Source organism: Larkinella rosea (assembly GCF_003858635.1).
GTDB classification, from domain to species: domain Bacteria; phylum Bacteroidota; class Bacteroidia; order Cytophagales; family Spirosomataceae; genus Larkinella; species Larkinella rosea.
Map to the genome: position 1 here is coordinate 1,551,339 of NZ_RQJO01000008.1, position 25,043 is coordinate 1,576,381.

Genomic DNA, 25,043 nt, shown 5'->3' on the forward strand with positions numbered 1-25,043 from the left:
GGAATAAACTCAAAAAACACGGACTAAAGTCCGTGGGTACGTACCGAAAACCGAAAACCGTAAGATTATGTATCAACTCATTCGTTCCGCGTTGCGGAAACCCATTTCGGTGGTGGTGCTGGTGCTCGGGATTCTGTTCTTTTCGGGGCTGTCGCTGGTGACAATTCCGGTGGATATTTTCCCGAACCTGGATTTGCCGACGATTTACGTGGTGCAGCCCTACGGCGGGATGGCTCCCGACCAGATGGACGGTTTTATCGCCACCCGCTACCAGGACCACTTTCTGTACGTTTCCGGGATTCGCGACATCGACGTGAAAACCATCCAGGGCTTGTCGCTCATCAAGCTCGCATTTTATCCGGGTACCGACATGGCCCAGGCGGCTGCCGAGGTCGCCAACAATGTTTCGAGGGCCAAGGCCTACATGCCGGAAGGAACCGTGCCGCCCCAGGTGGTACGGTTCGATGCCAGTTCGGTGCCGGTGGGGCAGTTGGTGTTCGAAAGCCAGAGCCGTTCGCTGAACGAAATTCAGGACTTTGCTTCGTCGCGGGTGCGGCCGATGTTCTCCCGGATTCCGGGCGTTTCGAGTCCTCCGCCGTTCGGGGGAAATCAGCGGACGGTCATTATCAAAGTCGATCCGCAGCGGGTGCGCAGCTATCAGCTGACCCCGGAAGAGGTTATCAAATCGATTGTGATCAACAACCAGCCCTCGCCCGCCGGGAACATCCGGATCGGCGACAAAGCGTTGATGACGCCGGTGAATTCGCTGGTCAAAAGACCGGAAGACTTTCTGAACATCCCGATTCGGGTGGGTGCCGGACCGACGGTTTTTGTGCGGGACATTGGCACGGTGGAAGACGGTGCCGACGTAACGGTGAGTTACGCACTCGTCAACGGACGCCGGGCGGTGTACATTCCGGTCGTCAAAAAATCGGATGCCTCGACGCTCGATGTGGTGAACAACATCCGCAAAGCCTTGCCCGAACTCCGGGCGGCCGTGCCGGAAGACGTCAAGATTTCGTACGAATTCGACCAGTCGGTGTACGTGACCAACGCCCTGAAAAGCCTGGTCACGGAAGGGATTCTGGGAGCGGTTTTGACCGGTTTGATGGTGTTACTCTTCCTGCGCGACTGGCGCAGTGTGATCATTGTGGTGGTGACGATCCCGATCTCGATTCTGTCGGCGGTGATCATGCTTAACCTGTTCGGGCAAACCATCAACATCATGACGCTGTCGGGCCTGGCGCTGGCCATCGGGATTCTGGTGGACCAGGCCACGGTGACAATTGAAAACATTCACCAGCACCTCGAAATGGGCAAACCGAAAGCCGTTGCGATCTGGGATGCCTGCAAGGAAATCGTTTTCCCCGAATTCCTGATTCTGATGGCGATTCTGGCGGTTTTTGCTCCGGCTTTCGTGATGAGTGGGGTGCCGCGCTCGATGTTTCTGCCGCTGTCGCTGTCGGTCGGTTTTGCCATGATTGCGTCGTTCCTGCTCTCGCAAACGTTCGTGCCGGTGTTGGCCAACTGGCTGCTGAAGAGCCATCCTGAACACGAAGCGCCAACGCTGGCACTGGATGCCAATGAACGTCACGCGATTCTGGACGAAGCGGCTCATCCGGCCAAAGATCCGACCGGTTTTGATAAATTCAAGCAGCGGTATTCCAAATCACTCGAGAAAATCCTGAACCGGCGCGGTCTGGTCGTGGGTGGTTACCTGGTTGGAAGTCTGGCGATTATCGTTGCGTGTTTCCTGTTTATCGGAACGGATATTCTGCCCCACGGCAACAGCCACCAGTTCCAGATGCGTCTGCGGATTCCCGACGGAACGCGGGTGGAACGGACGGAAATGGCGACGCTGAAAGTGCTGGATATCATCAAAGAATCGGTGGGCGCGGAGAACGTTGAAATTTCGTCGGCTTACGTCGGTACGGTGCCGTCGAGCTACGGAACGTCCAACATTTTCGTCTTCAACAGCGGTCCGCACGAAGCGGTTTTGCAGGTTTCGCTGAGCGAAGAACATCCCGTGAAAATGGATGACCTGAAAGAGGAATTGCGGCAACGGATTGCCAAAGCCCTGCCGACGGCCAGCATTTCCTTCGAACCGATCGAGTTGACCGAGAAAATCATGAGCCAGGGTGCTTCGACGCCGATTGAAGTGACGGTGGCCGCCAAAGACCTGAATGAAGCCGGGCGGTTTGCCAACAAGATTAAGGCGGAAATGACGAAAATCGATTTCCTCCGCGACGTCCAGATTGCGCAACCGCTGCAATACCCGATTCTGAACGTGACGATGAACCGCGAACGCGCCGGGCAACTGGGCGTGACGTCGACGCAGGTCGCCCGATCGATGGTGGCCGCGACCTCGTCCAGCCGGTTTACGGACAAAAACCTCTGGCTCGACGAATCGAAAGGCTTAGCGTATCAGGTGCAGGTGCAGATTCCGGAATACAAAATGAGCAGTGCCAGCGATATTGGTAACATTCCACTGAAGAGTGGCGAAATGCGCCCGCTGTTGTCGGATGTGGCAACTTTTTCGGAAGGAACCGCCCCCGGCGAATATGACCGCGCGGGTCCGAACCGGCTGGTGACGATCACCGCCAATTTGCAGAAAAAAGACCTGGGTTCGGCGCAGAAAGCCGTGGAGAAAGCAATTAAAGACGCGGGTGATCCGCCCCGGGGCGTCCTGGTCGAACTGGGCGGACAAACCAGTCTGCTGACCGACACACTGAGCAGTTTGCAAACCGGTCTGCTCGTCGCCATTGTGATCATCTTCCTGTTGCTGGCGGCTAATTACCAGTCATTTAAGCTGTCGCTCGTGATTCTGGCGGCTATTCCGGCGGTGGTGGCCGGGGCGCTGCTGATGCTGCTGGCCTGCGGGGCCACACTGAACCTGCAATCGTACATGGGCCTGATCATGTCCGTGGGCGTGTCGGTGGCGAATGCCATTCTGATGGTCACCAATGCCGAAAATCTGCGGCTGGAAATCGGCGATACGCGCAAAGCCGTGGTGCTGGCAGCCAACAGCCGGATCCGCCCGATTCTGATGACGAGTATCGCCATGATTGCCGGGATGGTGCCGATGGCGTCGGGTTTTGGCGAAGGCGGTGACCAGATTGCCCCGCTCGGCCAGGCGGTTATCGGTGGCCTGATTGCCTCCACCCTGGCTGCGTTGCTGATTCTGCCCTGCGTCTTTACGCAGTTCCAGACCAAAGCAACGCTTCAATCGGTATCCCTCGATCCGGAAGATCCGGATAGCAAATTTTACCAACAATCCCTGACTTCTGTCGCATGAAACCGCTTTTAAACCTCGTTTGGCCCGTGGTGGCCGCAGCCGGTATGGCGGCTTGCACAAGCGCTGCCAGTGAAGAAAAGAAAACCGTCAAAGAACCTGAAGTCCAGCAGGTTGCTACGACGGAAGTGAAAACGATGCGTCCCAGCAAACAGATCGTGTTGCCGGGCGAACTGAAACCCTGGAACCGCGTGAGCCTGTATGCCAAGGTGAAAGGCTTCCTCCGCGAAATCCGGGTGGATCGGGGCTCCGTGGTCCGGAAAGGGCAGGTGCTGGCGATTCTCGACGCGCCGGAAGTGCTCTCGGAACTGAGTCAGGCGCAGGCGCAATTGCAGGCCCAGGAAGCGGTTTTGCAGGAACAGGCCGCCCGGTTTCGCGCCAGTCGGCTGACGTATAATCGCTTGACGCAAACCAGCAAGGTAGAAGGGGCGGTTTCGCTGCACGAACTCGATCAGGCGCAGGCAAGGATGCTGGCCGACAGCGCGATGGTGGCTGTGGCTACGGGAAATATTCAGGCCAGCCGCTCGAATTACCAGACGAAAAAAGAATTGCGGCAATACCTGACGATTGTGGCACCCTTCGATGGTGTAATCACCGAGCGGAACGTCAGTGCCGGGGCGCTGGTTGGCGCGGGCGACAGCAATTCCAAACCGTTGTTTGTGTTGGAAGACAGCCGGACACTACGCCTGACGGTGGCGGTTCCGGAGACGTTTGCGAATCAGTTGCCCACCAAGAGTGCGGTTTCATTCACCGTAGGCGCCATGCCGGAGCAGCAGTTCAAGGCGAAACTGTCCCGGAGCGCCCAGAGTCTGGTGGAGGCAAACCGGTCGATGCTGGCCGAATTTGACGTGGACAACACGTCGCACCTGCTCAAATCCGGGATGTACGCCGAGGTGCGGCTGCCGGTGGAGCGAACGGCCCCAACGCTGTTTGTGCCGAAAACCGCCGTGGTCAGTTCCAGCGAAAAAACGTTCGTGATTCGGGTGCGTGACAACCATGCGCAGTGGGTTTCGGTCGAAAAAGGCAACACGCTCGACAGTCTGGTCGAAGTATTTGGTGGTCTTCAGGCCGGAGAACCGATTGTGCGGATCGCGTCGGAAGAAATCCGCGATGGGCAGGCGGTGGTAAGAAAATAAGGATGACTTATAAATGACGGATGATGAATAGTAACGTACTTGGGCACTTTCCATTCATCATCCGTCATTTATAAGTCATCATTCCCCTTTAGGTTTCATACAACTCCAGCGGCAGCCCGTCCGGGTCGCTGAAAAACGTAAACCGTCGCCCGGTATGTGCATCGATTCGGATGGGTTCGGCTTCGATTCCGGCGGCTTCCAGGTTTTTTTTACCTTCCTCAACATCCGAAACCGCAAACGCCAGGTGGCGCAAGCCGAGGGCTTCGGGCCGCGATAATCGAGCGGGTGGATTTGGAAAAGAAAACAGTTCGATGATGTACTGGCCGTTCAGTTCCAGATCCAGTTTGTACGAATCACGCTCGGCACGGTATACTTCCCGAATGATTTTTAACCCCAGGATTTCGGTGTAAAACCGCTTCGATCGTTCATAATCCGAACAGATAATGGCAATGTGGTGAACGAAGGTGAGGTGTAGCATGATGTGTGCTGATTGCCGACCGTTAATTAACCCCGACCAGATCAATGGTGAAGATCAGGATGGAATTCGCCGGGATTCCACTAAGCGCCTGTTGGCCGTAAGCCAGACTCGGGGGAAGATACAAGGTAATGCTGCCACCGGGCGCCACCAGCGGAATGCCTTCCTGCCAGCCGAGAATAAGCTGGTTCAGGCCAAAAGTAACTCCGCTGCCACTGTCAAAGGTGCTGCCATTGGTTAATTTGCCGGTGTAATTGACCGTCACGGTCGAGCAAACCGTTGGCTTGGACCCCGAACCCGGCGCTTTGATGCTGTAATAAAAACCGCGATCATCGGCGGAGGCCGCAATGCGGTTGCTGTCGATAAACTGTTTTAGAGCCGTCACTTCAGCTTGTGGGGCTTTGACGCTGATTGGGGCTGGATCGCAGGGTGTTTGCTCGGTATTCGATAGACAACCGCCCATCAGAAGCACGCCAACCAATAGAATAAATCCGTATTTTTTCATTGAATGAAGAACATTAACAGGCAAGCTACTCAATTTTATCGAATGGCGTGGTCGGTTTTTTCTTCTTCGAGATCCAATTGGGCCTCTATTTTTCGAATCACTTCCTCGTCAAATTCTTCCTGATGCCGAAGCCGCTCCAATTCCCGGCGTTTGATCCGGTGGAGTTGGGCCAATGTTTGGTTGTAACGCGCCAGACGTTCTCCATCTTCGTCGGACGTCGTGAGCTGGTTGAGTAGTAACCCGCCTTCCAGCCGGTTTTTCAGGTTCGTCAGCAAATCGTTGTCACCCAACTGGTTCGTAAGATTCTGGTTCAGTTCAAGCAAAGCCGCTTCCTGCATCTGCCGATTGATAGCGGCCTCCTGTTGCTTTTCGGGTAAACGTGGAAACAGTTCGTTGGGATGCACCAAACGAATAATCAGCGGCAGCGTCAATCCCTGGAGCACCAGCGTAACCAGAATGACCACAAACGTGATGAATAAAATCAGCGATCGTTGGGGGAAAGGTTGTCTATCGGGCAGAGCCAGCGGAACCGACAGCGCGGCCGCCAGCGAAACCACGCCCCGCATTCCGGCCCAACCGATTACAACCGGCCCCCGCCAGCCCACATTTCGCACGGCTACCGTTATAAAACGCCCCGCAAAATCCGTAAACGCCGAAGAAAACAAGGCAAACGCAACCCGAACCAGGATCACCAGCGCGGAAATAGCCAGACCGTATCCGATGGAACTCATCAGCGAATGACCGTCCAGGCCTTCTACCACAACGGGTAATTCAAGGCCAATCAGGACAAATACCAACCCGTTGATAATGAAAATTACCGTAGCCCACATCGACAGTCCCTGCACCCGCTCGGTGTGATTGAGCAATTGGGAACTGTGTTTGGACAGAAATACCCCCCCGCTGACGACGGCAATGACCCCCGAAAAATGAAACTCCTCGGCGGTTAAATACATGATATAGGGCGCGATAAACGTCAGCAGAATACTGATGCGCGGCTGAATGGGCAACCAGCGATGAATGGCGTAGAATAAACCAGCCACTGCCAACCCGATGCCCGCTCCCATGATGGTAACCAGTACGAAACTGAGCGCAACGTCCTGCCAGATAAAGTTGCCCGAAATAATGGTGGACATGGCAAACTGAAAGACGATCAGGCTGGCTGCATCGTTGATCAGGCTTTCGCCTTCCAGAATGCTAATGGTACTTTTGGGAATGTTAACGCCTTTGAGCACCGAGGTTGCCGCCACGGCATCCGGGGGTGATATAATTCCGCCTAGCAAAAAACCGGTTGCCAGTGTAAAACCGGGGATGAAAGCGGCCGACGCATAACCTACCGCCGTTGCCGTCAGCATCACCAGCCCGAAGGCCAGCACCAGGACTATGCGTCGCCAGCGCCAGAGTTCGCGCCAGGACATGAACCAGGCGGCTTCGTAAAGCAGCGGGGGGAGAAACACCAGAAAAATAAGGTCCGGTTCGACATTCAGGTGAGGAACGCCCGGAATGAGGCTGGTGATCAAACCGCCGATGACCAGAAAAATCGGAGTCGGGATGCGCAGCCGATGGGCCAGCGTCGCCAGCAGCGCCATGCCCAACAGCAGGGTTAATCCCAGCAAAACCAGTTCACGCATGTTTGCGAAGTTAATTTGTGAAAAGCGGAATGAGCCGCTCCGGAGTTTGAACGTCCAAATTACATTGTTCAAAGGGCGCTTCCAACGGGTTTTGAGCGGCTATTTCAAACATTTTTTATAACGATAAAGCAGATTTATTGAACAATTTGCTTTAGGTATTCAGAAGCTGGTTTTTCGGAATAAACCGGGTCGTGATTTCCGGAAAACCGCTCACTATGATGAACCAATCTCACGGATGAATCGCAGACTCGCACGTAAAAACGGGCCGATACCCTCTGGCTGGAGTGTCACCCCAATAACCGCCAGACCGGTTTTCTTAGCCTCCAATCCAGACGCTGTACCGACCGAAACCATCGATACCCTTCGGCTCCAGACCGCTTCACCGGGCATGAAAGCCCTCAATGTACAAACGTTCATCCAAAAAAGGATGGCCAACTGCCCTGAAAAAGCATTCGGGCGGTTTTTGCGTTCGCTGTAAACAACGATGGCCGAAACCGCTGTCGGTCGTGCTGCAACTCATTCGATACCCCATAGAACCGGTTTCGAATCCGGAATTACAAACCCCCAACCTAGCTAGTTATGTCACTACTAATTAGAATCAGTTCCCTTGTTATTGTCGGTGTCGCGTTCCTGCTGCATTCGAGCATGACAATCCGGATGGTCGATCCGGCCCGCATTCTGGTGTTTTCAAAAACCAAGGGCTGGAAACACAGCTCGATTCCGTTTGGAATTGCGGCTATTCAGAAACTCGGTCGCGAGAATAATTTCCTCGTGGATACGACGAAAGATGCCAGTGCGTTCACGGATGAAAATCTGAAAAAATACGCGACGGTGATCTTCAACAATACCACCGGCAACGTCCTGAACGGCGAGCAACAGGCGGCATTCGAACGCTACATTCAGGCGGGTGGAGGCTACGTCGGTATTCACGCAGCGGCCGATACGGAATACGACTGGCCGTGGTACGGCAAGCTGATGGGAGCCCATTTTGCCAGCCATCCGCACAATTCCAACGTCCGCAAGGCGACCGTTGATGTTACCGATAAATCGCATGTTTCGACCACTATGTTACCCGACCATTGGGAGCGTACGGACGAATGGTACAATTACCGCTCGTTCTATTCGGGCATCAAAGTGCTGGCCAATCTCGACGAAAACTCCTACGAAGGCGGGATCAACGGCGCCAATCACCCCATCAGCTGGTACCACGAATTCGACGGTGGGCGGGCGTTCTACACCGGCAACGGGCACACCGACGAGAGTTACAGCCAGCCGCTGTTTCTCAGTCACTTACTGGGTGGTATCCAATACGCCATTGGCGACGCCAAACCGCTGGATTACCAGAAATCGTACGCCAAAGTGACGCCGGAGCAAAACCGCTTTACAAAAACCATTCTGGTCAACGACCTGGCTTCACCAATGGAACTGGCGGTGGCACCCGACGGACGGGTGTTTTTCTCCGAAATCCAGGGCAACCTGTCGGTTTATGATCCCAAAACACGCAAAAATGCACTGGTGCACAAGTTCCCGATTACGTACGTGGGCGGAACCGGTCTGATCGGCTTGACGATTGACCCGAATTTTTCGAAAACCCAGCAACTCTACGTTTATTATACGCCAGCCGGACAAACCGAAGAACCGATTATTTTTCAGCTTTCGCGCTTCACGGTCAAGGCCAATAATACGCTCGATCTGAAGTCGGAGAAAATTCTGCTGAAAGTACCGGTCGAGAAAAACAGCGGTTCACACCACGGTGGCTCATTAGCCTGGGACAAAGATGGTAATCTGTATTTGTCGACCGGCGACAGTTCAAGCCCCTTTCCATCAGACGGTTATTCGCCGATGGACGAGCGTCCGGGGAAAGAGTTTTATAGTTTGGATGCGCAGCGGTCGGCGGCCAACACGAACGACCTGAAGGGGAAAGTACTGCGGATTCACCCGGAACCGGACGGCACCTACACGATTCCGACCGGTAATTTATTCCCGAAAGGATCTGCCAAAACCCGGCCGGAAATCTACACGATGGGCTGCCGGAATCCGTACCGCATTGCCGTGAATCCGAAAACATCGGTTTTGTATTGGGGCGAAATCGGTCCCGATGCGGGCAAGGAGGGGGTGCAGGGGCCGCGTGGTTACGACGAATTCAATCAGGCAAAAAAAGCCGGTTATTTCGGCTGGCCGTATTTTGTCGGCAACAATTATCCGTATGTGAAATGGGATTTTGCGACCAAAACCGCCGGTCCGAAATTTGACCCGGCCGCGCCCATCAACAATTCGCCGAACAATACCGGTTTGAACCAATTGCCCCCGGCGACGCCCCCAATAATCTGGTATCCCTACGCGGCTTCGGAGGAGTTTCCGGAACTGGGGCAGGGTGGCCGCAGTGCGATGGCGGGTAAATTTTACACCTTTGATAAGAATTCAAAGTCTGCCAATAAATTCCCCGAATATTATGATGGCAAGCTATTCGTCTTCGACTGGATGCGCAACTGGGTGCTGGCGCTCACCTTCGACCAAAACGAGAATTACGTTCGCAATGAGCCGTTTATGGCGAGCAATGGTGACTTTCGACGCCCGATCGATCTGGATTTTGGACCCGATGGCGCCATGTACATGCTGGAATACGGTTCAGTTTACGGAGCTGATAACGAAGATGCGCGTCTGGTAAAGATTGAATACAATACCGGAAACCGGGCACCGATTGCGATGGCGAGCGTGGCCGATACGGCAGTGGAAAACCACCTCGACCGAACGGTTTTCCTAACGTCCGAACGCCGGAATTTCCCGATTTTGCGCGAAGCCGCCGGACGAGCCCCGCTGTCAGTTGCGTTCATGGGCCGGGGGTCGCGCGACCTCGACGACGACGATGAAGTGCGGTACGAATGGCTGTTCGATGGGAAAAACGTGGGAGCTAAAACGCTGAACGCCAACTATACGTATACCAAACCGGGGATCTACAAAGCCATTCTGAAAGTAACCGACCGGGCGGGCCTGACGAGTCGCGATACGGTTATCGTTCAAGTTGGCAATAGCAAACCGTCGGTAACGATTGCGAGTACCGACAACAAAACTTTTTTCTGGGAAGGAAAACCGTTCACGTATTCGGTGAAGGTGCAGGATCAGGAAGATGGGAACGTCGATCCGAAGCGAATCAAAGTGCTTTATGCGTACAATCCGCAGCCCAGCACTGCCGATCCGAACGCGCCGAAGTCGCCCACATCCGTGCTGGTGAGCAATCCGCCGGGCAAAATGCTGATGGACGCCAGCGATTGCAAAGCCTGTCACACGGTTGACAAGGTGTCGGTGGGGCCGTCGCTGTTGTCAGTCGCGCAAAAATACAAAACCCAGACCGGGGCGCTGGACCAGTTGGCGACGAAAATCATCACCGGCGGTGGTGGCAACTGGGGAACGGTGCATGTGATGAGTGCCCACCCGCAGGTTTCGGTTACCGATGCGCAGGAAATGGTGCGTTATATTTTCTCATTAACCGACAAACCGCGCGCCCAGAAAACCGTACCGCTGCAAGGTTCGCTGACGTTGAACGATCACCAGAAAGACGAGTTGCGGGGGCAATACACGCTTCTGGCTTCGTATACCGACAAGGGCGGGCAGGTGGTTGGGCCGTTGACGGGTACGGATGCGGTTTCGCTGCGCAATGCCAAAGTGAGGGCGGTTTACACGGATGCCCAGTCCGGTTTTCCCCGGTTTGGCGTCAATCTATCGCAGGGCGGCCACAAGGCGTATGTGCTGCTGAAAAACATCGACTTAACCCACATCAAACAATTTACGTACGAGTACGCGTCACTGGATCAGCCCGGCGAAATTCAGGTCCGGATCGACTCCCAGGCGGGTCCGATCATTAGCACCACGGCGTACCAGCCAACGGGTGCCTGGAATACGAACAAGGAAGTTACCGGTACGATCAATAAACCGGTGAGTGGTAAACACGACGTTTACTTTTATGCGATAAAGCGTACCAAACCCAACGACGCCATTCTCAAGTTTGTGACGATTCAGTTTCAGGAGTGATATCGGTTTACGGTATTCCGTTTACGGTGGCTGACGCCTTCAAGCTCAAATGTAAATCAGCTTGCGTCAGCCACCGTAAACCTTGCTGCGCAATTTTATTTCGACTATTTGGCATTTAAACGGTTTTTACTTGTATATATCGCAAATCGTCCGTTTTTTATTTATGTATTAACGATTAATGCTGTTATTTTACCATTCGATAACAATCGGGTATGTTGGACCACCGGCAGCGCATAATCGAGGAGAACACCTACTTACTGGAACTCTGGCAGCGATCAAAGGCCGGAGAGAAGGTGGCTTTTTGCCAATTGGCCGAGCTGCAATACCGTTCGCTGTTCAGTTATGCGACCAACTTTACGACCGATCGCGAATTTATTAAAGATTCCATTCAGGAAATTTTCATCAACATCTGGGAGAAACGCCAGACCCTAACGATCCAGGTTGTCTCCATTTATCTGTTCAAATCGCTCCGGAATCAGCTTTTGCAGGAATTTCGCCGGAACAAAAATGCGGTTTCGGTTCCCTACTTTCAGGAAATAAATCACCTGTCGGATTGGGAAACGGTGGAAACCGCCATCGAGAAAAATGAGGTCGAGTCGGAAAACCAGCGCAAGGTCCGTCAGGCCATCGATTCGCTCCCCAAACGGCAGCAGGAAGTGGTTTTTCTGAAATTCTACAAAGGATTGGAAAATGAACAGATTGCGGAATTGATGGATATCAACCGCCAGTCTGTCGCCAATCTGCTCTACAAAGCGTTGTCTGCTCTCAAAAATCAGGTTTCATTTTTCAAGTATTGGCTGGTGGTGCTGTGCTTTTTACAGTAACGAACCGAGCCAGCGGTTTTCCGGAACAATCCCAGGTGTCGGTGGTTCTTCCATAGTACCCGATTTCCCTGCGTATGAAAATTTTAGTCGTTGAAGACGAACCCAAAACCCTGAACGCCATCCGACAGGGGCTGGAAGAAACCCAGTATGAAGTTGATATTGCGTATGATGGGCTGATTGCCAAGCGATTAGCATTGAAGAATTCGTATGCGGCCATCATTACGGATGTGATCATTCCGGGTCTGAATGGGTTTGAACTGATTCGCCAATTGCGGGCGCAGGGCATCACCACGCCGATTTTGCTGCTGACGGCCCTGGGCGAATCCAGCGATAAAGTGATGGGATTTGATGCCGGTACGGACCAATACCTGACCAAACCGTTCCAGTTTGCCGAATTGCTGGCGCGGGTTCGGTCGTTGACCAAACGCAGTTCGCAGGTGGCCATGACGGCCCAGATGCTTCGGTTTGCCGGTATTGAAATGAATCTGGATGCTAAAACGGTTCATCGCAACGGGCAACCGGTCGATTTGACGGCCCGCGAGTTTGCCCTGCTCGAATACCTGTTGCGAAACCAGGGTCGGGTACTCTCAAAAGTCGATATTGCGGAACGCGTCTGGGGGCTGAATTTTGATGCCGGGACCAATGTGGTGGAAGTGTATATCAATTATTTACGGAAGAAAATCGATAAAGATTTTCCGAAGAAGCTCATTCACACGCAGTTTGGGATGGGGTATGTACTGAAAGAAGAGTAGAGCTGTTGCCGGAAGAAGCGGTTTTCTAAGTAAATTCTAAGCAATTACTTAATTCGATTTAAGAAAACCGCTCCAGCTTTGTGGACATGGCCTGTTTTCCAGTACCTGAATATGACCACTAACTTGCGATACCGCCACACCTTTGAACCGGATTCGGGGCCGTTGAACGGACCAAAACGGAGTTTGCGATCACCGAATCGGCGCGAACCCCGACAGCCCGACTGGCTGATGATTTTAATGATTAGCTTTTTTGTGTTGACATTGCTGATAGCCTGGCTGGTCGATATTCCCGCCCTGTTGCGCTAATCCGGTTTATGACCATTCGCACCCGACTGACTCTCCGCTTCACGGGTTTGGTTTCGGCCATTCTGGCGTTGGCTTTTGCCTGTCTCTATGCGTTTTGCTCCTACTTTATTTCGTCGGATTTTTACCGTCGGCTCGAGCGAAAAGCGGATACCGTCGGCGAATTCCTGATCCATCAGCGCATGTCTCCGCAGTTACTGGGGCAATTCAGCCGACTGCGCAAAGACCAGCTGCCGGCGCAGAAAATAGCGGTTTACGACGGTAAAAATAGCCCGGTTTTTATTACCAATGAGCAAATACCGCTGGCCGTTTCCACGAAGGTGCTGGACGAAATCCGGAGCCGGAAAAACCGGAAATTCCGGCAAGGGGCAGCCTTTGTCACCGGTATTCAATATGCCACGGCCAATGGGCAATACATCGTGCTCGCCAGCGCCGAGAACCGCTATGGCGACCAGTTTCTGCTCCGGATGTTGGGCGTTCTGATCGGTTTGTTCGGGGGAATTGTCGGGATTGTGGCCTTTTCGGGCTGGCTTTATGCGGGCGAAGCGCTTCGGCCGATGCAGCGCATGGAGCAGCAACTGAACCATATTTTTCCGAATACCCTGCCGGAGCGGCTGCCGGTCAGCACGGAAAACGACGAAATCAGCCGACTGTCCATCACCATCAACCGCCTGCTCGACCGGATCGACGAGTCGTTTCGGCTGCAGCGCATGTTCGTGGCCAATGTTTCGCACGAACTGAAAAATCCGCTGACCCAGATCAGCTCCCAACTGGAAGTGGCCCTGCTCAATCGCCGGGAATCGACGACCTACCAGGAAACCATTCGTTCCGTACTGGACGATGTCCACGAATTATCAACGCTGACGCGCGAATTGCTGCAACTTTCGCAGGTTAATCAGGAATCGGCGGTGGGTTTGTTAACGGATTCGGTGCGGCTGGACGAAGTGGTATGGGACGTTTGGGAAGATGTCAGCGAAACAAATCCCCATTACGATGTTATTGTTCATTTTGAGGAATTACCCGACGATTTCAATCAGGTAACCGTGCCGGGAAATACCGCCCTGCTCCGAACCGCCCTGAAAAACCTGACCGAAAACGCCTGTAAATTTTCCAGCGACGGTAATGCGCTCATTCAGGTCAGTTTCAGCAAAACCGCCGTCCGGATTAGCATTCAAAACGTCGGCAGCCCCATTCCGGCCGACGAACTACCCTACATTTTCGAACCTTTTTACCGGGGTCGGCAAACCGCCGAAGTCCGGGGAAATGGCGTTGGCCTGTCGCTGGTGAAACGCATTGTCCAGCTTCACCAGGGAACCATAACCGTTACCTCGGACGAAGGCCAGCCGACGGTTTTCCAACTGGAGCTGGTGCGGGAATTTAGTCGCTGATGCTGAGAAGGATATCAGCGGTTTCGTTATCTCTTTGCCAGTTCGATTATCTCTTTCCCTTCCAGAATATTCTTTTCGTATCCCTTCGTCACCGTGTTGATCATGGCCAGGCCGATCTCTTTCAGCGTACAAAAACCGTTGGGATACAGCGCCCGGCCGATGGGGTAGAGCCACAGAAGATAGCGGTACATTTTCAGCGTATTTTTCAAGCCTTCAGTGGGCTTAATAAAGCCGGGCCGGAAGTTATATTCCTGTTTGAAAGGCAGTTTCGTCAAATCGTTCTCGGTTTTGCCTTTTACCCGGGCCCACATCGACCGGCCTTTTTCCGTACTGTCGGTGCCGCCCCCCGACACGTAACAGAAGGTCATATCGGGGTTCAGTTTGCTCAGCGTCGTTGCGACGTGCATGGTCAGTGTATACGTGAGCTTATAATATTCCGGTTCTTTCATGCCCACCGACGAAACACCGAGGCAGAAAAAGCACGCGTTATAGCCAACCAGCTGGTTTTCAATGGCCGAAAAGTTGAAAAAGTCTTTATGGATGATTTCCGTCAACTTGGGGTGTTTTAGGCCATACGGTTTTCGATTGATGATCAGGACGGCTTCGACGTCGGGATGTTGCAGGCATTCGTGCAATACGCCTTCACCGACCATGCCGGTCGTTCCGGTGATAATAGCTCTGATTTTGTTCGATGTCATTGGGCTTCGGAGTTTGCGATCAGTGTCCAGGATAATTCAAAGACGTCGTTGATCCATTTTTGTTGCTTCTCGACCGGTTCGGTGTGGGTAGTCAGATACTGATACAATCCATTGATCTGTTGGACAAAAAGCGAAGCAATCAACTCCAGGGGTAATGGTTTCAACACCTTCGCCGACTGTGCTTCCTGAAGCAAATTCATTGACAACTCGCTTTGTTGCTGAATGACTCCGGCGGGCACCAGTTCCAGATGCGGTGAAAAATGAAACTGCTGAAGGAAGTAAAAGGCATCCCGGTTTTCCAACGCCCAGGCCACGGAATACGTGAACAGACTCCTGAATTTCTCTTTAATGCTGTCCTTTTCGTTGATTTTTAGCGCCAGATACTGATTCAGCTCACTTTTAAGGGAGGTATATAGCGATACGACCAGTTCGTCTTTCGTCTTGAAATAATGAAAAAGCGTTCCGTTGGAAACCCCGGCTTCACTGGCAATTTTGCTCGTTGGCGTTCCGTGAAAACCGTATTCGACGAAGAGTTGGAGCGCAGTTGCCAGTATTCTTTCGGGTTTATCAAACTTATCCATTCGGTAGGATTGACTGATCACTCCATAAAGATAACCTGAAAATCCGACCATTCAACGGGCATTGGCGGTTTTTGATCAATTATATATCAATTCCGTTTCATGGAACCACTTCCCGGTTTCAGGCCTTTTTTCTACCGTTTTGCCCCGGTCGTCCCCGGCCCTTTTGCGGGTGTCGCCCAACTTTGCAGCCGTTATTCACACTTACTTTTTACCATGACAACTTCACAGACAAAAACCGGTGTTCAGGCCGGCGATGTTCGGATGCACCACGGACATTTGATGAATTTTCGCGTTACGACTGAACAAACCAACGGTACATTTTCATTGATCGAAGCGGAACTCCGGCGGGGGTTTGAACCGCCAAAACACATTCACGAACGCGAGGATGAGCTTTTTTACATTCAGGAAGGCAACATGCGTTTCACGCTGGGCGAGCAGACAATCGACGCCAAACCGGGCGATACCATTTTCCTGCCCCGGATGATTCCGCACGCTTTCGAGGTGTTGACACCGACTGCCAAAGTGCTGTTGTATCTGACCCCCGGTTATTTTGAAGGGTTCTTTTACGAACTGAGTGAAGAGGTTTCGGAAGCGGTTTTGCCGCAGGGGCCGCCCCCGGCTGAAGTTATGAACGTGATTCTGGAAACGTCGGCGCGCTACGGAATCCGGTACGTGTAAGTCAACTAAAACCGGGTGTCAGGCCGTTGCCAAACACCCGGGTTTTCAATAACTGCGGCCTTTGATGACCTCGACGGTGTGCTTGTCGAGCCACTCCCAATCCAGTTCGACGCCCAGCCCCGGCCCGGTCGGGCAGTGCTGGTAACCATCCGAACCAACCTCCAGCGGATCATTTTTCAACCCAAACCGGAACATCGGGTGGTGGCTTTCGACAAACCGCGACAGGCGCGTGGCGCATCCGACGTGCAGGTTGGCCACGTCGAGCAGGGGGGCGGCTGCGGTATGAAGTTCCAGTTCAAAACCCATCATTTCGCACATGCCGAGCGCTTTCAGAATGCCGGTAATCCCGCTTTTGTGGTGAACGTCGCCCCGGACAATGTCAATGGCCCCTTCGGTCATGTAGTGCGGCAGTTCGAACAACCCAACAGTTTCGGCGGCCAGAACCGGGGTCCGAATGGCTTCGGCCAGTTTCTTTAATTGCAGAATGTGGGCATCGGGAAAGGGTTCTTCAAACCACTCGTAATGTAGTTCGTCGAGTTCGTAGCCAATTTTCAGCGCATCTTCGAACGACAAAACCGCCGACGAATCCACCATCAGCGGAAAGTCCGACCCAACGATGTCGCGGGCCATGCGCAGCCGCGGAATGTCGAGCGCCGAGCCACCGGACAGTTGCAGTTTGATGCCCCGAAAACCGTGTTCCTTTTTGAGCCGCACCTGTTCGGCCACTTCCTCCACCGTCGTAATGGTTTGGGGCGGACAGGTCGAATACGCCGGTACTTTGTCGCGGTATTGACCCAGTAATTTCGCAATCGGCAAACCGGCCACTTTTCCTTTGATATCCCACAACGCCACATCCAGATTTCCCCAGATCGCTTCGCGGAAATTGTACAAATGCCGCTGCTTTTGCCGGAAACATTGCCAGATCGCTTCGTGGTTCAGCGGGTCTTTCCCGACCAGATCATGGTAATAAATGTCGTGCACGGCGTAGGCCGACGCCCGGCCCTGACCCAGCGGGCAGTAGTCCATCGTGTAACCTTCCAGTCCCGGCTGGTCGGTGTGGAGAATCGTCAGTGGAAAGTCGAAATGGGGCGGATAGCCGGGTGGAATTTTCCCGGAACCATACCAAAGCTCCGACGACTGGCGAATCAGGTGGGTCGTAATCTCGGTAATAATCATAACTTTAATTGGGCTTTGGTGGGGCATTTGCCTAAATCTGCTTCCGGCACGCGCAGGTACAAAACCCGCTCCCAGCGATGGGGCACGAACAGATGTAACTGACCATTGTCGACAAACAGGTCGATGTAGGAACACTGGTAATTGCGAAACGGAGCCGCAAACCCTTCGCCCAGCGCGTTGACGAACAGCAACCGCGATTCACTCCAGGTTACGCCTTCATCAGTAGAAGTGGAAAACCAGACTTCCGAGCGATCCTGCATCTGTTTTTTGTTGCTACCACTCAGTTCGGGATTATTCGGGTCGCTGTGCCGGTTGTGGTGGAACGCGATGAGTGTTTTGTTGTCCGACAAATGAAACAGCATCGGCGGAGCATCGGGGTGAACGAGCGGGGTCGGTTTGGGATACGGCCAGGTTAACCCGTCGTCGGTGCTGCGACTGCTCCACAGGTGACCTTCGGCGGTGCGCATCATAAACAGCACGTTGTTGCCACCGAGCGCAATCGGGCGGCCTTCGTCCATGCGGTTAAAGCCTTTCGCGTGCCAGCCGCCGTGTCGTTTTCCCGGTAGCAACGTCCAGGTTTGACCCTTGTCGTCCGACCGCAGTAAATACAGCCGCGTCATGAGCGGTTTGTACGACCAGTCGCCCTCGTGCGTGCCCAAAAGCCAGGTTCCGTTGGCGGTTTCGGTCATCCGCATCACCGACATGCCGAGGTAACCCGGATCATTTTTGGGCCGAATCAGCCGGACTTCCGACCAGGTCAGGCCGTCATTGTCGGAATACCGGTAGCCGATCGGGGCGTTTTCCTGAAGCCCATCCTCCCGGCTGTAGGTTCCCCAGACAGGTTGCGTTCCGAACGCGTAAATCCGTTTGGAACCTCTGGGAATGAATGGGATAAAGCCGTGCTGGTTGTAGTCGATGTCAAAAGCGACGGTCGGCCCCTGCCACGTTTTGCCCTTGTCTTTGGAACGATACGCCAGCATATCGTTCGTTTTGGTCTTACCGTGACCGTAATGTCCGCCGTCGGGAAACATGAGCAGGTAGTCGCCGTTTGGGGTGACGGTTGCCCGCGTTTCGTACAAACCGCCCTGCCGGTTTCGGGCGCGATGAATAATCTGTCCCTGCAGCGAAGGGAGGGTGGTGGCAATGCCCAGTTCGGCTCGCACGGTGAGCGGTTTTGGCAATTGCGCGATCGCAAAATCGCGGCCCGCCAGGTTGATCGTGTGCGCCAGCGTATCGGGCGACTGGGCGGCTGCGGGCAGAACCGCCGTTGTCAACATCAGCAAACAGCCGATCCGGTTGAGTTTAGAGGACACGGTTTTCAAGGGGTTGTTCGGTTAAATAGTGGTTTAAGTTTCGACTTGTCAATTGGCAAAACCGCTCGGTATGATTCGAAGATAAGCCGGCTGAATGTCCGGTAATTAGTACATGGTCGCCGAGCGTCCACAATGGATTGTTTTCGGGTAAGGGTTCAACCGTCGTTACGTCCAGACCGGCTCCGGCGAGTTTACCATCCCGCAGAAATTCAAAAAGGGCCTGTTCATCGACGGTTGTCCCGCGTGAAAGATTGTACAGATAAGCCGACGGTTTCATCCACGCCAATACATCCCGGCTGAACAGATTGAGGTTTTCGGCACTACCGGGCATCGTTAAGAAAACATGATCGGCCTGCTGCAAACCGGTTTTCAGATCGGGCAGCAGTACCCATTCGTCTACCCAATCGGATTGATTAGCAGGTCGCCGGACAACGGCAATGACCTTCATTTCCAGTCCTTTGCACCGCTTCGCCAGTTCGGTGCCAATGTCCCCCAGACCAACGATGAGCGCCGTCGATCCGGTTATTTCAGTGGGATAGGGGAGATGGCGCCGGAATTTTCGTTCGTCTTTATCGTGAACGTGCGTTGGAATGCGCCGAACCAATGCCATCATCATCCCGATTGCGTGTTCGGCCACACCCACTGAATAAATACCCCGGCCGTTGCAGAGCGTAATCCCGTGTTCTGGCAAGCCCTTGTTCTGGTAATCGTCCCAACCCGACGAACCAATTTGCAGGAATTTCACCGGCGTTTTCAATAACCACTCGGCTTTCGGCCAGCCGACAACGACATCGGCGTGGAGCAACGCTGCCCGGTATTTCGGTTCGGGGGCATTTTGCGGAATAACGACCAACTCGGCCCGGTCGTCCACGGTTTTTCGGAGGTGGTCGAGGTGACTGGCACTGAAGTCATCGATGGCAATGAGAATACGTCTAGGCGACATACGGGGAGCGGTTTTCATTCGTGGGAAAAAACTCCGGGATCAGGCGTTGGGCTGCTTCCCGAACGCGCCCGGCTTCGGTTTCCGGAATAAACCGGTACGGCCAGCGCAGCCGACTCCCGACAGTTGCCCAGCCTCCAACGACCGCCAGCAGCTTGTCGCAGGCCGGATTCGGATACCGATGTTCGGTGATGTAGGGAGCGATGAACTCATTCATGAATTGCTGAATGCGAGCTTCCCATTCCAGCGCAGTTTCCAGATCGGTTTGCATTAGGTTGTACCAGTCCTGAGCGACTTGGGGATGCAGACAAGCCACGTTCGAATACGCTCCGTGCGCTCCTTCCCGCACACCCGTCGCCAGAACATGACCCGGAACAAAAACCGATAATTTAATCATGTATTGCCGCATTTGAGCATACCAATCGGCCGATCCGCCGGGTACTTTTACGCCGACCAATTGCGGAACAGCGTCTTTCAGCCGACCAAATTCTTCGGGCGTCAAACGGACTTTGGCGTGGGGCGGATTGTAAAGCACCAGCCGCACGGTTTCCGAAACAGCCGCCATTTTGCGCAGAAACGCGATCTGTTCGGCTTCGATGGTCGGAAACCAGTCGGGCAGAATGACCTGCACGGCGCCCGGTTCCCACTTTAAACTCCGTTTCAGCCGTTCGAGCGACAGCACCGGACTCATGTGACTGACGCCAATCTGAAACGGCATTCCGGCCGCGTGGCACTTCTGCGCGAGCAATTCATGAATCCGATCGAACTCGGTTTCGGTCTGGTTATAAAACTCGCCCGCCGTACCATTGGAATAAATACCGTCGACGCCAAAACCGATCAGCGCGTCGATTTCGTCCGCCAGTCGCGCAAAATGGATGCTTTCATCGTCGTCGATGGGGAGCATGAGCGTCGCCCAATTGCCCCGGATGTCGGCGGCTTCGAGCGGTTTTCCAGCGATCCGATTTCGGGCGGGTTTTTCCATTATCATGCAGTTGTATCGGTTCTAGCGCGCAGTTCGGCGGCTAATTGCATCTGGTAAGCCTGTTTGCGAGTCATATCTTCTTTCGCCCGCTCGGCGTAGTAAATAAAGCCTAATGCCTTGCGGGTGCGGTTTTCGCTCGCATTGCCGTCGGCGCGGTGAATGGTCAGGGAGTGATGCACGAGCAGGTCGCCGGGTTGGGTCGGGAAGTATACTTCATTGGCCAGATCGTCCGGCGTTCCGAAGTCGGTCATGCCCTGCGAGAAGCCCAGCACGCCGGTCCGGCCGTGTGGGCGCAAACCCCGAAGATGCGAGCCCCGCACGTAGCGAACGCAGCCGTTTTCTTCGTCCACCGGTTCCAGCGCCATCCACATCGTGACGGCTTCGTTCGGTTCCAGCATGAAATAATAGCCGTCCTGATGGGCGGGTGTCGGCTTACCGATTTTTGGCGGTTTGTTGAAATACTGCATATTCTGCCCCGTTACGGCATCGTCCAGTAAAACCGCTGCCAGATTTTCAAACCGGCTTCCGAACATCATTTGGTGAAAAAACGGGTCGTAACTGAACAGCGTCTGCAACTGCTTAAGCGTCGAAGGATCATCCCGGTTTTCGTAAAACGCGTGTTCGGGCGGCATGGTTGGCACCACTTCCCGAATCAGTTTTTCCAGTTGCGCATTGACGTCGTTCACCTCCTCGGGCGATAAAAAACCAGGTAAAAACACGAAGCCATCCCGCCGGAAAGCCTGGCAGAGGATTTCTTTTTCGGTAATTGATTCCATACTTTTTGTCGTTATTCAATGGCCGAAACCGGCTTTCGTTGGGGTTGTTTCTCGGGAAAAACCGGGCTGAACAGTAAGCCGAACACCACGCAGCCGACGATGCCGATACCGGGGTACAGAAAGAAGTGAACCCAGCTATTGGTCTGAACGAAATAGAGCAAAACCGCACTCAGCAGAAAACCGGTCAACAGACCGCCACTCGTGATTTGCCGGAAGAAAATGCCCGCGATAAACATCCCCGCCAGACAACCACCGAACATGCCGGTCAATTTCAGGTACTGGTCCCAGATCGAATTGTTCTGCAAATACACCAGCCAGACCGCAATGCCGACGCCCGCCAGACCCAGCCCTAGCGTCGAAAACCGGGCGAACCGGAACCGCTGTCCGTCCGTGGCTTTCGGTCGGGCGAACTGGTAAAAATCCGTCGTCAACACCGTCGCGATGGAATTCATGCTCGACGAAATGGTGGACATCGTGGCGGCAAATAAACCGGCAATGACAAGGCCCCGCAAACCGGCGGGTAACTGCGTGGAGATATAGAACGGAAAGATGTCGTCGGTGCGGCCATTGACGTTGAGCTGCCCGGGATTGTGGCTGAAGAAGACCCAGAGGGCGGTTCCGGCCATGAAAAACATCAGCGTTGCGGGAATCGCCAGGAGTGCGTTGGTCCAGATCGACTGCCGGGCTTCGGCTTCGGTTGCCGTGGTCAGGTAACGTTGCACCACCACCTGATCGGACGAATAGGTGGTGAGCTGCGACAGGAAATTCCCGACCAGCACCACCCACAAAACCGGTTCGGTCATGGCAAAACCGGAGTTGATCAGGTTAAATTTTCCGGCCTGACTGGCTTCTTCGATCATCGGGCCAAAACCCCCGACCGAACTGGCCATGAAATAGAGGCTGAAAAACGCTCCACCCATCAACACCACGACCTGCATGACTTCCGTCCAGACGACGGCTTCGATGCCGCCCGAAATAGTGTAAGCCGTTGTGATCAAACTGATTAAGCCAATGCAAAGCAGTAAATTGATGCCTGTTACCGTACTGAGAACCAATGCGGGCAGATAAATGACGATGCCGAGCCGCCCGATTTGAAACAGGACAAACGTCAGACTGCCCAACAGCTTGACGCGTATGTCAAACCGCCGTTCCAGAAATTCGTAGACGCTGGTGATCCGGATTTTTCGGTAATACGGCAGGAAAAAATACACCACCACCGGCGCTACCAATACGATACACACATTCGCCAGAATGTAGGTCCAGTCGGTCGCGTAGGATTTGGCGGGAATGGCAATGAAGGTCAGTGCGCTCAGTTTGGAACCGAAAATGCTGAGTCCGGCGGCCCACCACGGAATGTTGCGTCCGCCCAGAAAAAAATCGTCGGTGGACGCTTTCATTTTGCTGGCTACGTAGGTGCTGATGCCCACGACGAGCAGGAAATAGAGCCCGACGACGCCCCAGTCGAAACCGCCAAACGTTCCGCTGCGCTGCGTCGGTTCCGCCGTTAAAATCCGGTTCGTCCGCACGCCGGGCCGCACCTCACCACCGGGCAGAACGACCTGACCGTGCCAGACCACCAGCGGGGTGGTGACGGGGGCCCACGTGCTGGCGGACGGGTTGGCAACGGCATCCGGTTTTTTATCCACCGAAACCTGCCCCACTTCCGCCCAGGTGTTGGTCAGGGTGTGATAGGCCAAGATTTCGTTCCGAAAACCGGGGTGGTTTTCTTTCAGAATCAGGTTCTCGGCGGCTTTGCTGCCGTCGTCACCGCCCATCACGAGCAGGTGCGATTGGCCGGCAGCAAAAGCAGGTGACGGAGCCGCCACCGCCGGATGGGGCAGATCCGCCAGCTTCGACCAGGTGTTTTTCATTGGATTATAGGCGTAAGCATCAGCCAGATACGTCCGTCGGATACCGCCTGTTTTCGAATCTTGAGCGACTTCCGTGCCGCTGAACAGGAAGAATTTCCCGTCCTGCGCCCCGGCAACGGCCAGCATCCGGCCGGGTCCCGGCCAGCTTTCCAGCCGTTGCCATTGGGCATTCGGTTTGGAAAAATCCAGCCGGAAAAAGAGCTTCTCGGCGGTTGTGTCCGTCGGCGTTTCGATGCCGCCGGCGATGTACACCGAACCGTTCAGAACTGCTCCGGATGCGTTCGCCAGCGGTGTTGGGAGGGAAGGGAATAGCTTTTTGGTGACGGTTCCGTTCGCGTAATTCAGCAAAAAAACGTCGTCATAATGCCGGTCGCCGTCGGCTCCGCCGATGAACAGAATGCCTTCCGGTGTGGTCAGCGAAACGCCGTAACCCATCGGGCGCGGCAGTTTGCCCACTTTTTTCCATTGGCCATCGGGTTTGTCGAGGGCGTAAATGGCGTCGTACCAGGTCTTTTTGGTGGTTCCCCACGGCCCCACGTTGTCGGGGAAATTGGCACCACCGGCCACCAGCAACGCGCCGTTGCTGACGCCCGCGTAGGAACCGGCAAAACCGACCGGGTCGGGCAGCGCGGGAAGCTGACTCCAATTGAACGAGTTAGGTTGAGCGAGGCTCATCGAAGTCAGGAAAAGGAGGGTTAGGAATAGCCAGGGTGTTCGCATGAACGAATCCGGTTAAGAGTTGGCACCCAGCACCGCCGTTGGCCGCTGCGTGGTTAACGACTGGAGAAAACCAATCTGCTCCAGCTCCGTTTTAAGCTGCGTGTATTGCCCGTTGGTAAGTTGCGTCAGCGGCAGGCGGCAGGGACCGAGGTCAAAACCGAGCATGTGCATGATGGCCCGTTGCGCCGGAATCGGCGGGAATTTTACAAAAACCCGGACCATATTGACCAGATTGATCATCAATTGCTGCGCCCGTTCCTGCTGGCCCGAGCGGTAGGCCGCCATGACGTCGAGGTAGAGCGGAGCCGCAAAATTGTAGGTGCTGCCGATGGCTGCTTTCGCCCCGACGCTCAGGGCAGGGAGCAGCATTTCGTCAAAACCGTACAACACGTCAAACCGCCCCTGCGCGTAGTTCAGGCACGCCTGGTATTCCCAGATGGTTGTGGCGGTGTATTTGATGCCCTGCAAATTCGGAATAACCGCTTCGCCCAGCCGCAGAAACTCCGTCATGTCCATGCCGACGCCCGTGAGGGTGGGAATATGGTAGTAATAAAACGGAAAATCCGGCGCGGCCGACGCAATTTCGCTCATGCAATCCACCAGATTCTGGACCGACGACGGTTTGAAGTAAAAAGCCGCCACCGACGACGCGGCATCAGCGCCAATGTCGCGGGCGTGGCGCATTAAATCCTGGGACTCGCGGATGCTGGAATGTCCAACGTGTACCCATATACGCAGTCGCCCTGCCGATGCCCGAACGAAAGCTTCGGCCACGGCTTTGCGCTCTTCTGACGTCATGTTTGGCCCCTCGCCGTTGCTACCGCAGACAAACGCGCCGGTGACGCCATCCGCAATCATTTTGTCAACCAAGGCTGGAATCAAGTGCAGGTTCAGTGACCCGTCCGTGTGAAAAGGGGTAAACGGAGCCGTTAAAAGGCCCTCAGTTTTTTTAAAATTCATGGTCGATTATGGAGAT

Annotated in this window: 21 protein-coding genes; 9 read left to right on the top strand and 12 right to left on the bottom strand. The window is 54.3% G+C overall.

Translation table 11 applies throughout. The features are described 5' to 3' along the window. The first annotated feature begins 67 nt into the window (after positions 1-67). A complete protein-coding gene (locus EHT25_RS15050; protein ID WP_124875838.1) occupies positions 68-3,295 on the top strand; it encodes an efflux RND transporter permease subunit in 3,228 nt (1,075 codons plus the stop codon). Further along, on the top strand, positions 3,292-4,428 hold the full coding sequence (locus tag EHT25_RS15055; protein WP_124875840.1) for an efflux RND transporter periplasmic adaptor subunit: 1,137 nt from the start codon (positions 3,292-3,294) through the stop codon (positions 4,426-4,428). The genes EHT25_RS15050 and EHT25_RS15055 overlap by 4 nt, the downstream gene beginning before the upstream one ends. Before the next feature lie 88 nt (positions 4,429-4,516). Here EHT25_RS15055 and gloA2 read toward each other — a convergent pair whose 3' ends face one another. The 3 genes from gloA2 to EHT25_RS15070 are packed head-to-tail and all read right to left on the bottom strand — an operon-like array spanning position 4,517 to position 7,036. Beyond that, positions 4,517-4,906 (bottom strand): SMU1112c/YaeR family gloxylase I-like metalloprotein, encoded by a 390-nt coding sequence (gene gloA2, locus EHT25_RS15060; protein ID WP_124875842.1) that lies wholly within the window; start codon positions 4,904-4,906, stop codon positions 4,517-4,519. A 22-nt stretch (positions 4,907-4,928) separates the two neighbouring features. Next, on the bottom strand, positions 4,929-5,408 hold the full coding sequence (locus EHT25_RS15065) for an FKBP-type peptidyl-prolyl cis-trans isomerase (RefSeq protein WP_124875844.1): 480 nt from the start codon (positions 5,406-5,408) through the stop codon (positions 4,929-4,931). Between the two features lie 35 nt (positions 5,409-5,443). Further along, on the bottom strand, positions 5,444-7,036 hold the full coding sequence (locus tag EHT25_RS15070; protein WP_124875846.1) for a Na+/H+ antiporter: 1,593 nt from the start codon (positions 7,034-7,036) through the stop codon (positions 5,444-5,446). 235 nt (positions 7,037-7,271) lie between these two features. On the opposite strand from EHT25_RS15070, the gene EHT25_RS15075 reads away from it, so the two are divergent. The 6 genes from EHT25_RS15075 to EHT25_RS15100 all read left to right on the top strand — a co-directional run bounded on the left by EHT25_RS15075 (position 7,272) and on the right by EHT25_RS15100 (position 14,332). Further along, positions 7,272-7,514 carry a hypothetical protein gene (locus EHT25_RS15075; RefSeq protein ID WP_124875848.1) on the top strand — a complete coding sequence of 81 codons (243 nt, stop codon included), beginning with the start codon at positions 7,272-7,274 and terminating at the stop codon, positions 7,512-7,514. 101 nt (positions 7,515-7,615) lie between these two features. Next, entirely contained in the window at positions 7,616-11,065 is a 3,450-nt protein-coding gene (locus EHT25_RS15080) for a ThuA domain-containing protein (RefSeq protein WP_124875850.1), read from the top strand. A 212-nt stretch (positions 11,066-11,277) separates the two neighbouring features. Next, positions 11,278-11,889 (top strand): RNA polymerase sigma factor, encoded by a 612-nt coding sequence (locus EHT25_RS15085; protein ID WP_229311548.1) that lies wholly within the window; start codon positions 11,278-11,280, stop codon positions 11,887-11,889. Positions 11,890-11,963: 74 nt separating this feature from the next. Beyond that, positions 11,964-12,641 (top strand): response regulator, encoded by a 678-nt coding sequence (locus EHT25_RS15090; RefSeq protein ID WP_124875852.1) that lies wholly within the window; start codon positions 11,964-11,966, stop codon positions 12,639-12,641. Between the two features lie 111 nt (positions 12,642-12,752). Continuing rightward, positions 12,753-12,947 carry a hypothetical protein gene (locus EHT25_RS15095; RefSeq protein WP_124875854.1) on the top strand — a complete coding sequence of 65 codons (195 nt, stop codon included), beginning with the start codon at positions 12,753-12,755 and terminating at the stop codon, positions 12,945-12,947. Between the two features lie 8 nt (positions 12,948-12,955). Then, positions 12,956-14,332 (top strand): sensor histidine kinase, encoded by a 1,377-nt coding sequence (locus tag EHT25_RS15100; RefSeq protein WP_124875856.1) that lies wholly within the window; start codon positions 12,956-12,958, stop codon positions 14,330-14,332. A gap of 26 nt (positions 14,333-14,358) precedes the next feature. On the opposite strand, the gene EHT25_RS15105 is transcribed toward EHT25_RS15100, so the two are convergent. Then, the gene (locus EHT25_RS15105) at positions 14,359-15,030 is read right to left on the bottom strand and encodes an NAD-dependent epimerase/dehydratase family protein (protein ID WP_124875858.1); all 672 of its coding nucleotides are present in this window, start codon (positions 15,028-15,030) and stop codon (positions 14,359-14,361) included. Further along, complete coding sequence (locus tag EHT25_RS15110; RefSeq protein WP_124875860.1) at positions 15,027-15,611, bottom strand: TetR/AcrR family transcriptional regulator; 585 nt, start codon at positions 15,609-15,611, stop codon at positions 15,027-15,029. Before EHT25_RS15110 ends, EHT25_RS15105 begins: the two co-directional genes overlap by 4 nt. 213 nt (positions 15,612-15,824) lie before the next feature. On the opposite strand from EHT25_RS15110, the gene EHT25_RS15115 reads away from it, so the two are divergent. Beyond that, positions 15,825-16,289: a cupin domain-containing protein gene (locus EHT25_RS15115; RefSeq protein ID WP_185731370.1), complete on the top strand. Its 465-nt coding sequence runs from the start codon at positions 15,825-15,827 to the stop codon at positions 16,287-16,289. A 45-nt stretch (positions 16,290-16,334) separates the two neighbouring features. Here the strand turns inward: EHT25_RS15115 and EHT25_RS15120 are convergent, their stop codons facing one another. From EHT25_RS15120 to EHT25_RS15150, 7 genes are read right to left on the bottom strand one after another with little or no spacing between them, the layout of a single operon-like run. Next, complete coding sequence (locus EHT25_RS15120; protein WP_185731371.1) at positions 16,335-17,465, bottom strand: mandelate racemase/muconate lactonizing enzyme family protein; 1,131 nt, start codon at positions 17,463-17,465, stop codon at positions 16,335-16,337. Beyond that, a complete protein-coding gene (locus tag EHT25_RS15125) occupies positions 17,462-18,778 on the bottom strand; it encodes a sialidase family protein (RefSeq protein WP_124875866.1) in 1,317 nt (438 codons plus the stop codon). The genes EHT25_RS15120 and EHT25_RS15125 overlap by 4 nt, the downstream gene beginning before the upstream one ends. After that, the gene (locus EHT25_RS15130) at positions 18,768-19,721 is read right to left on the bottom strand and encodes a D-2-hydroxyacid dehydrogenase (protein ID WP_185731372.1); all 954 of its coding nucleotides are present in this window, start codon (positions 19,719-19,721) and stop codon (positions 18,768-18,770) included. Before EHT25_RS15130 ends, EHT25_RS15125 begins: the two co-directional genes overlap by 11 nt. Beyond that, the gene (locus EHT25_RS15135) at positions 19,711-20,706 is read right to left on the bottom strand and encodes a dihydrodipicolinate synthase family protein (protein WP_229311549.1); all 996 of its coding nucleotides are present in this window, start codon (positions 20,704-20,706) and stop codon (positions 19,711-19,713) included. Before EHT25_RS15135 ends, EHT25_RS15130 begins: the two co-directional genes overlap by 11 nt. Next, entirely contained in the window at positions 20,703-21,476 is a 774-nt protein-coding gene (locus EHT25_RS15140; RefSeq protein WP_124875870.1) for a phytanoyl-CoA dioxygenase family protein, read from the bottom strand. The genes EHT25_RS15135 and EHT25_RS15140 overlap by 4 nt, the downstream gene beginning before the upstream one ends. An 11-nt stretch (positions 21,477-21,487) precedes the next feature. After that, positions 21,488-24,067 carry a sodium:solute symporter family protein gene (locus EHT25_RS15145; RefSeq protein ID WP_124875872.1) on the bottom strand — a complete coding sequence of 860 codons (2,580 nt, stop codon included), beginning with the start codon at positions 24,065-24,067 and terminating at the stop codon, positions 21,488-21,490. 12 nt (positions 24,068-24,079) lie between these two features. After that, positions 24,080-25,027: a dihydrodipicolinate synthase family protein gene (locus tag EHT25_RS15150; RefSeq protein ID WP_124875874.1), complete on the bottom strand. Its 948-nt coding sequence runs from the start codon at positions 25,025-25,027 to the stop codon at positions 24,080-24,082. Between the last annotated feature and the right edge of the window lie 16 nt (positions 25,028-25,043).

Excerpts from the sequence above, each read along its gene's own strand:
- EHT25_RS15050 (WP_124875838.1), top strand. The coding sequence starts at position 68 with ATGTATCAACTCATTCGTTCCGCGTTGCGGAAACCCATTTCGGTGGTG.
- EHT25_RS15055 (WP_124875840.1), top strand. The coding sequence starts at position 3,292 with ATGAAACCGCTTTTAAACCTCGTTTGGCCCGTGGTGGCCGCAGCCGGT.
- gloA2 (WP_124875842.1), bottom strand. The coding sequence starts at position 4,906 with ATGCTACACCTCACCTTCGTTCACCACATTGCCATTATCTGTTCGGAT.
- EHT25_RS15065 (WP_124875844.1), bottom strand. The coding sequence starts at position 5,408 with ATGAAAAAATACGGATTTATTCTATTGGTTGGCGTGCTTCTGATGGGC.
- EHT25_RS15070 (WP_124875846.1), bottom strand. The coding sequence starts at position 7,036 with ATGCGTGAACTGGTTTTGCTGGGATTAACCCTGCTGTTGGGCATGGCG.
- EHT25_RS15075 (WP_124875848.1), top strand. The coding sequence starts at position 7,272 with ATGAATCGCAGACTCGCACGTAAAAACGGGCCGATACCCTCTGGCTGG.
- EHT25_RS15080 (WP_124875850.1), top strand. The coding sequence starts at position 7,616 with ATGTCACTACTAATTAGAATCAGTTCCCTTGTTATTGTCGGTGTCGCG.
- EHT25_RS15085 (WP_229311548.1), top strand. The coding sequence starts at position 11,278 with ATGTTGGACCACCGGCAGCGCATAATCGAGGAGAACACCTACTTACTG.
- EHT25_RS15090 (WP_124875852.1), top strand. The coding sequence starts at position 11,964 with ATGAAAATTTTAGTCGTTGAAGACGAACCCAAAACCCTGAACGCCATC.
- EHT25_RS15095 (WP_124875854.1), top strand. The coding sequence starts at position 12,753 with ATGACCACTAACTTGCGATACCGCCACACCTTTGAACCGGATTCGGGG.
- EHT25_RS15100 (WP_124875856.1), top strand. The coding sequence starts at position 12,956 with ATGACCATTCGCACCCGACTGACTCTCCGCTTCACGGGTTTGGTTTCG.
- EHT25_RS15105 (WP_124875858.1), bottom strand. The coding sequence starts at position 15,030 with ATGACATCGAACAAAATCAGAGCTATTATCACCGGAACGACCGGCATG.
- EHT25_RS15110 (WP_124875860.1), bottom strand. The coding sequence starts at position 15,611 with ATGGATAAGTTTGATAAACCCGAAAGAATACTGGCAACTGCGCTCCAA.
- EHT25_RS15115 (WP_185731370.1), top strand. The coding sequence starts at position 15,825 with ATGACAACTTCACAGACAAAAACCGGTGTTCAGGCCGGCGATGTTCGG.
- EHT25_RS15120 (WP_185731371.1), bottom strand. The coding sequence starts at position 17,465 with ATGATTATTACCGAGATTACGACCCACCTGATTCGCCAGTCGTCGGAG.
- EHT25_RS15130 (WP_185731372.1), bottom strand. The coding sequence starts at position 19,721 with ATGTCGCCTAGACGTATTCTCATTGCCATCGATGACTTCAGTGCCAGT.
- EHT25_RS15135 (WP_229311549.1), bottom strand. The coding sequence starts at position 20,706 with ATGATAATGGAAAAACCCGCCCGAAATCGGATCGCTGGAAAACCGCTC.
- EHT25_RS15140 (WP_124875870.1), bottom strand. The coding sequence starts at position 21,476 with ATGGAATCAATTACCGAAAAAGAAATCCTCTGCCAGGCTTTCCGGCGG.
- EHT25_RS15145 (WP_124875872.1), bottom strand. The coding sequence starts at position 24,067 with ATGCGAACACCCTGGCTATTCCTAACCCTCCTTTTCCTGACTTCGATG.
- EHT25_RS15150 (WP_124875874.1), bottom strand. The coding sequence starts at position 25,027 with ATGAATTTTAAAAAAACTGAGGGCCTTTTAACGGCTCCGTTTACCCCT.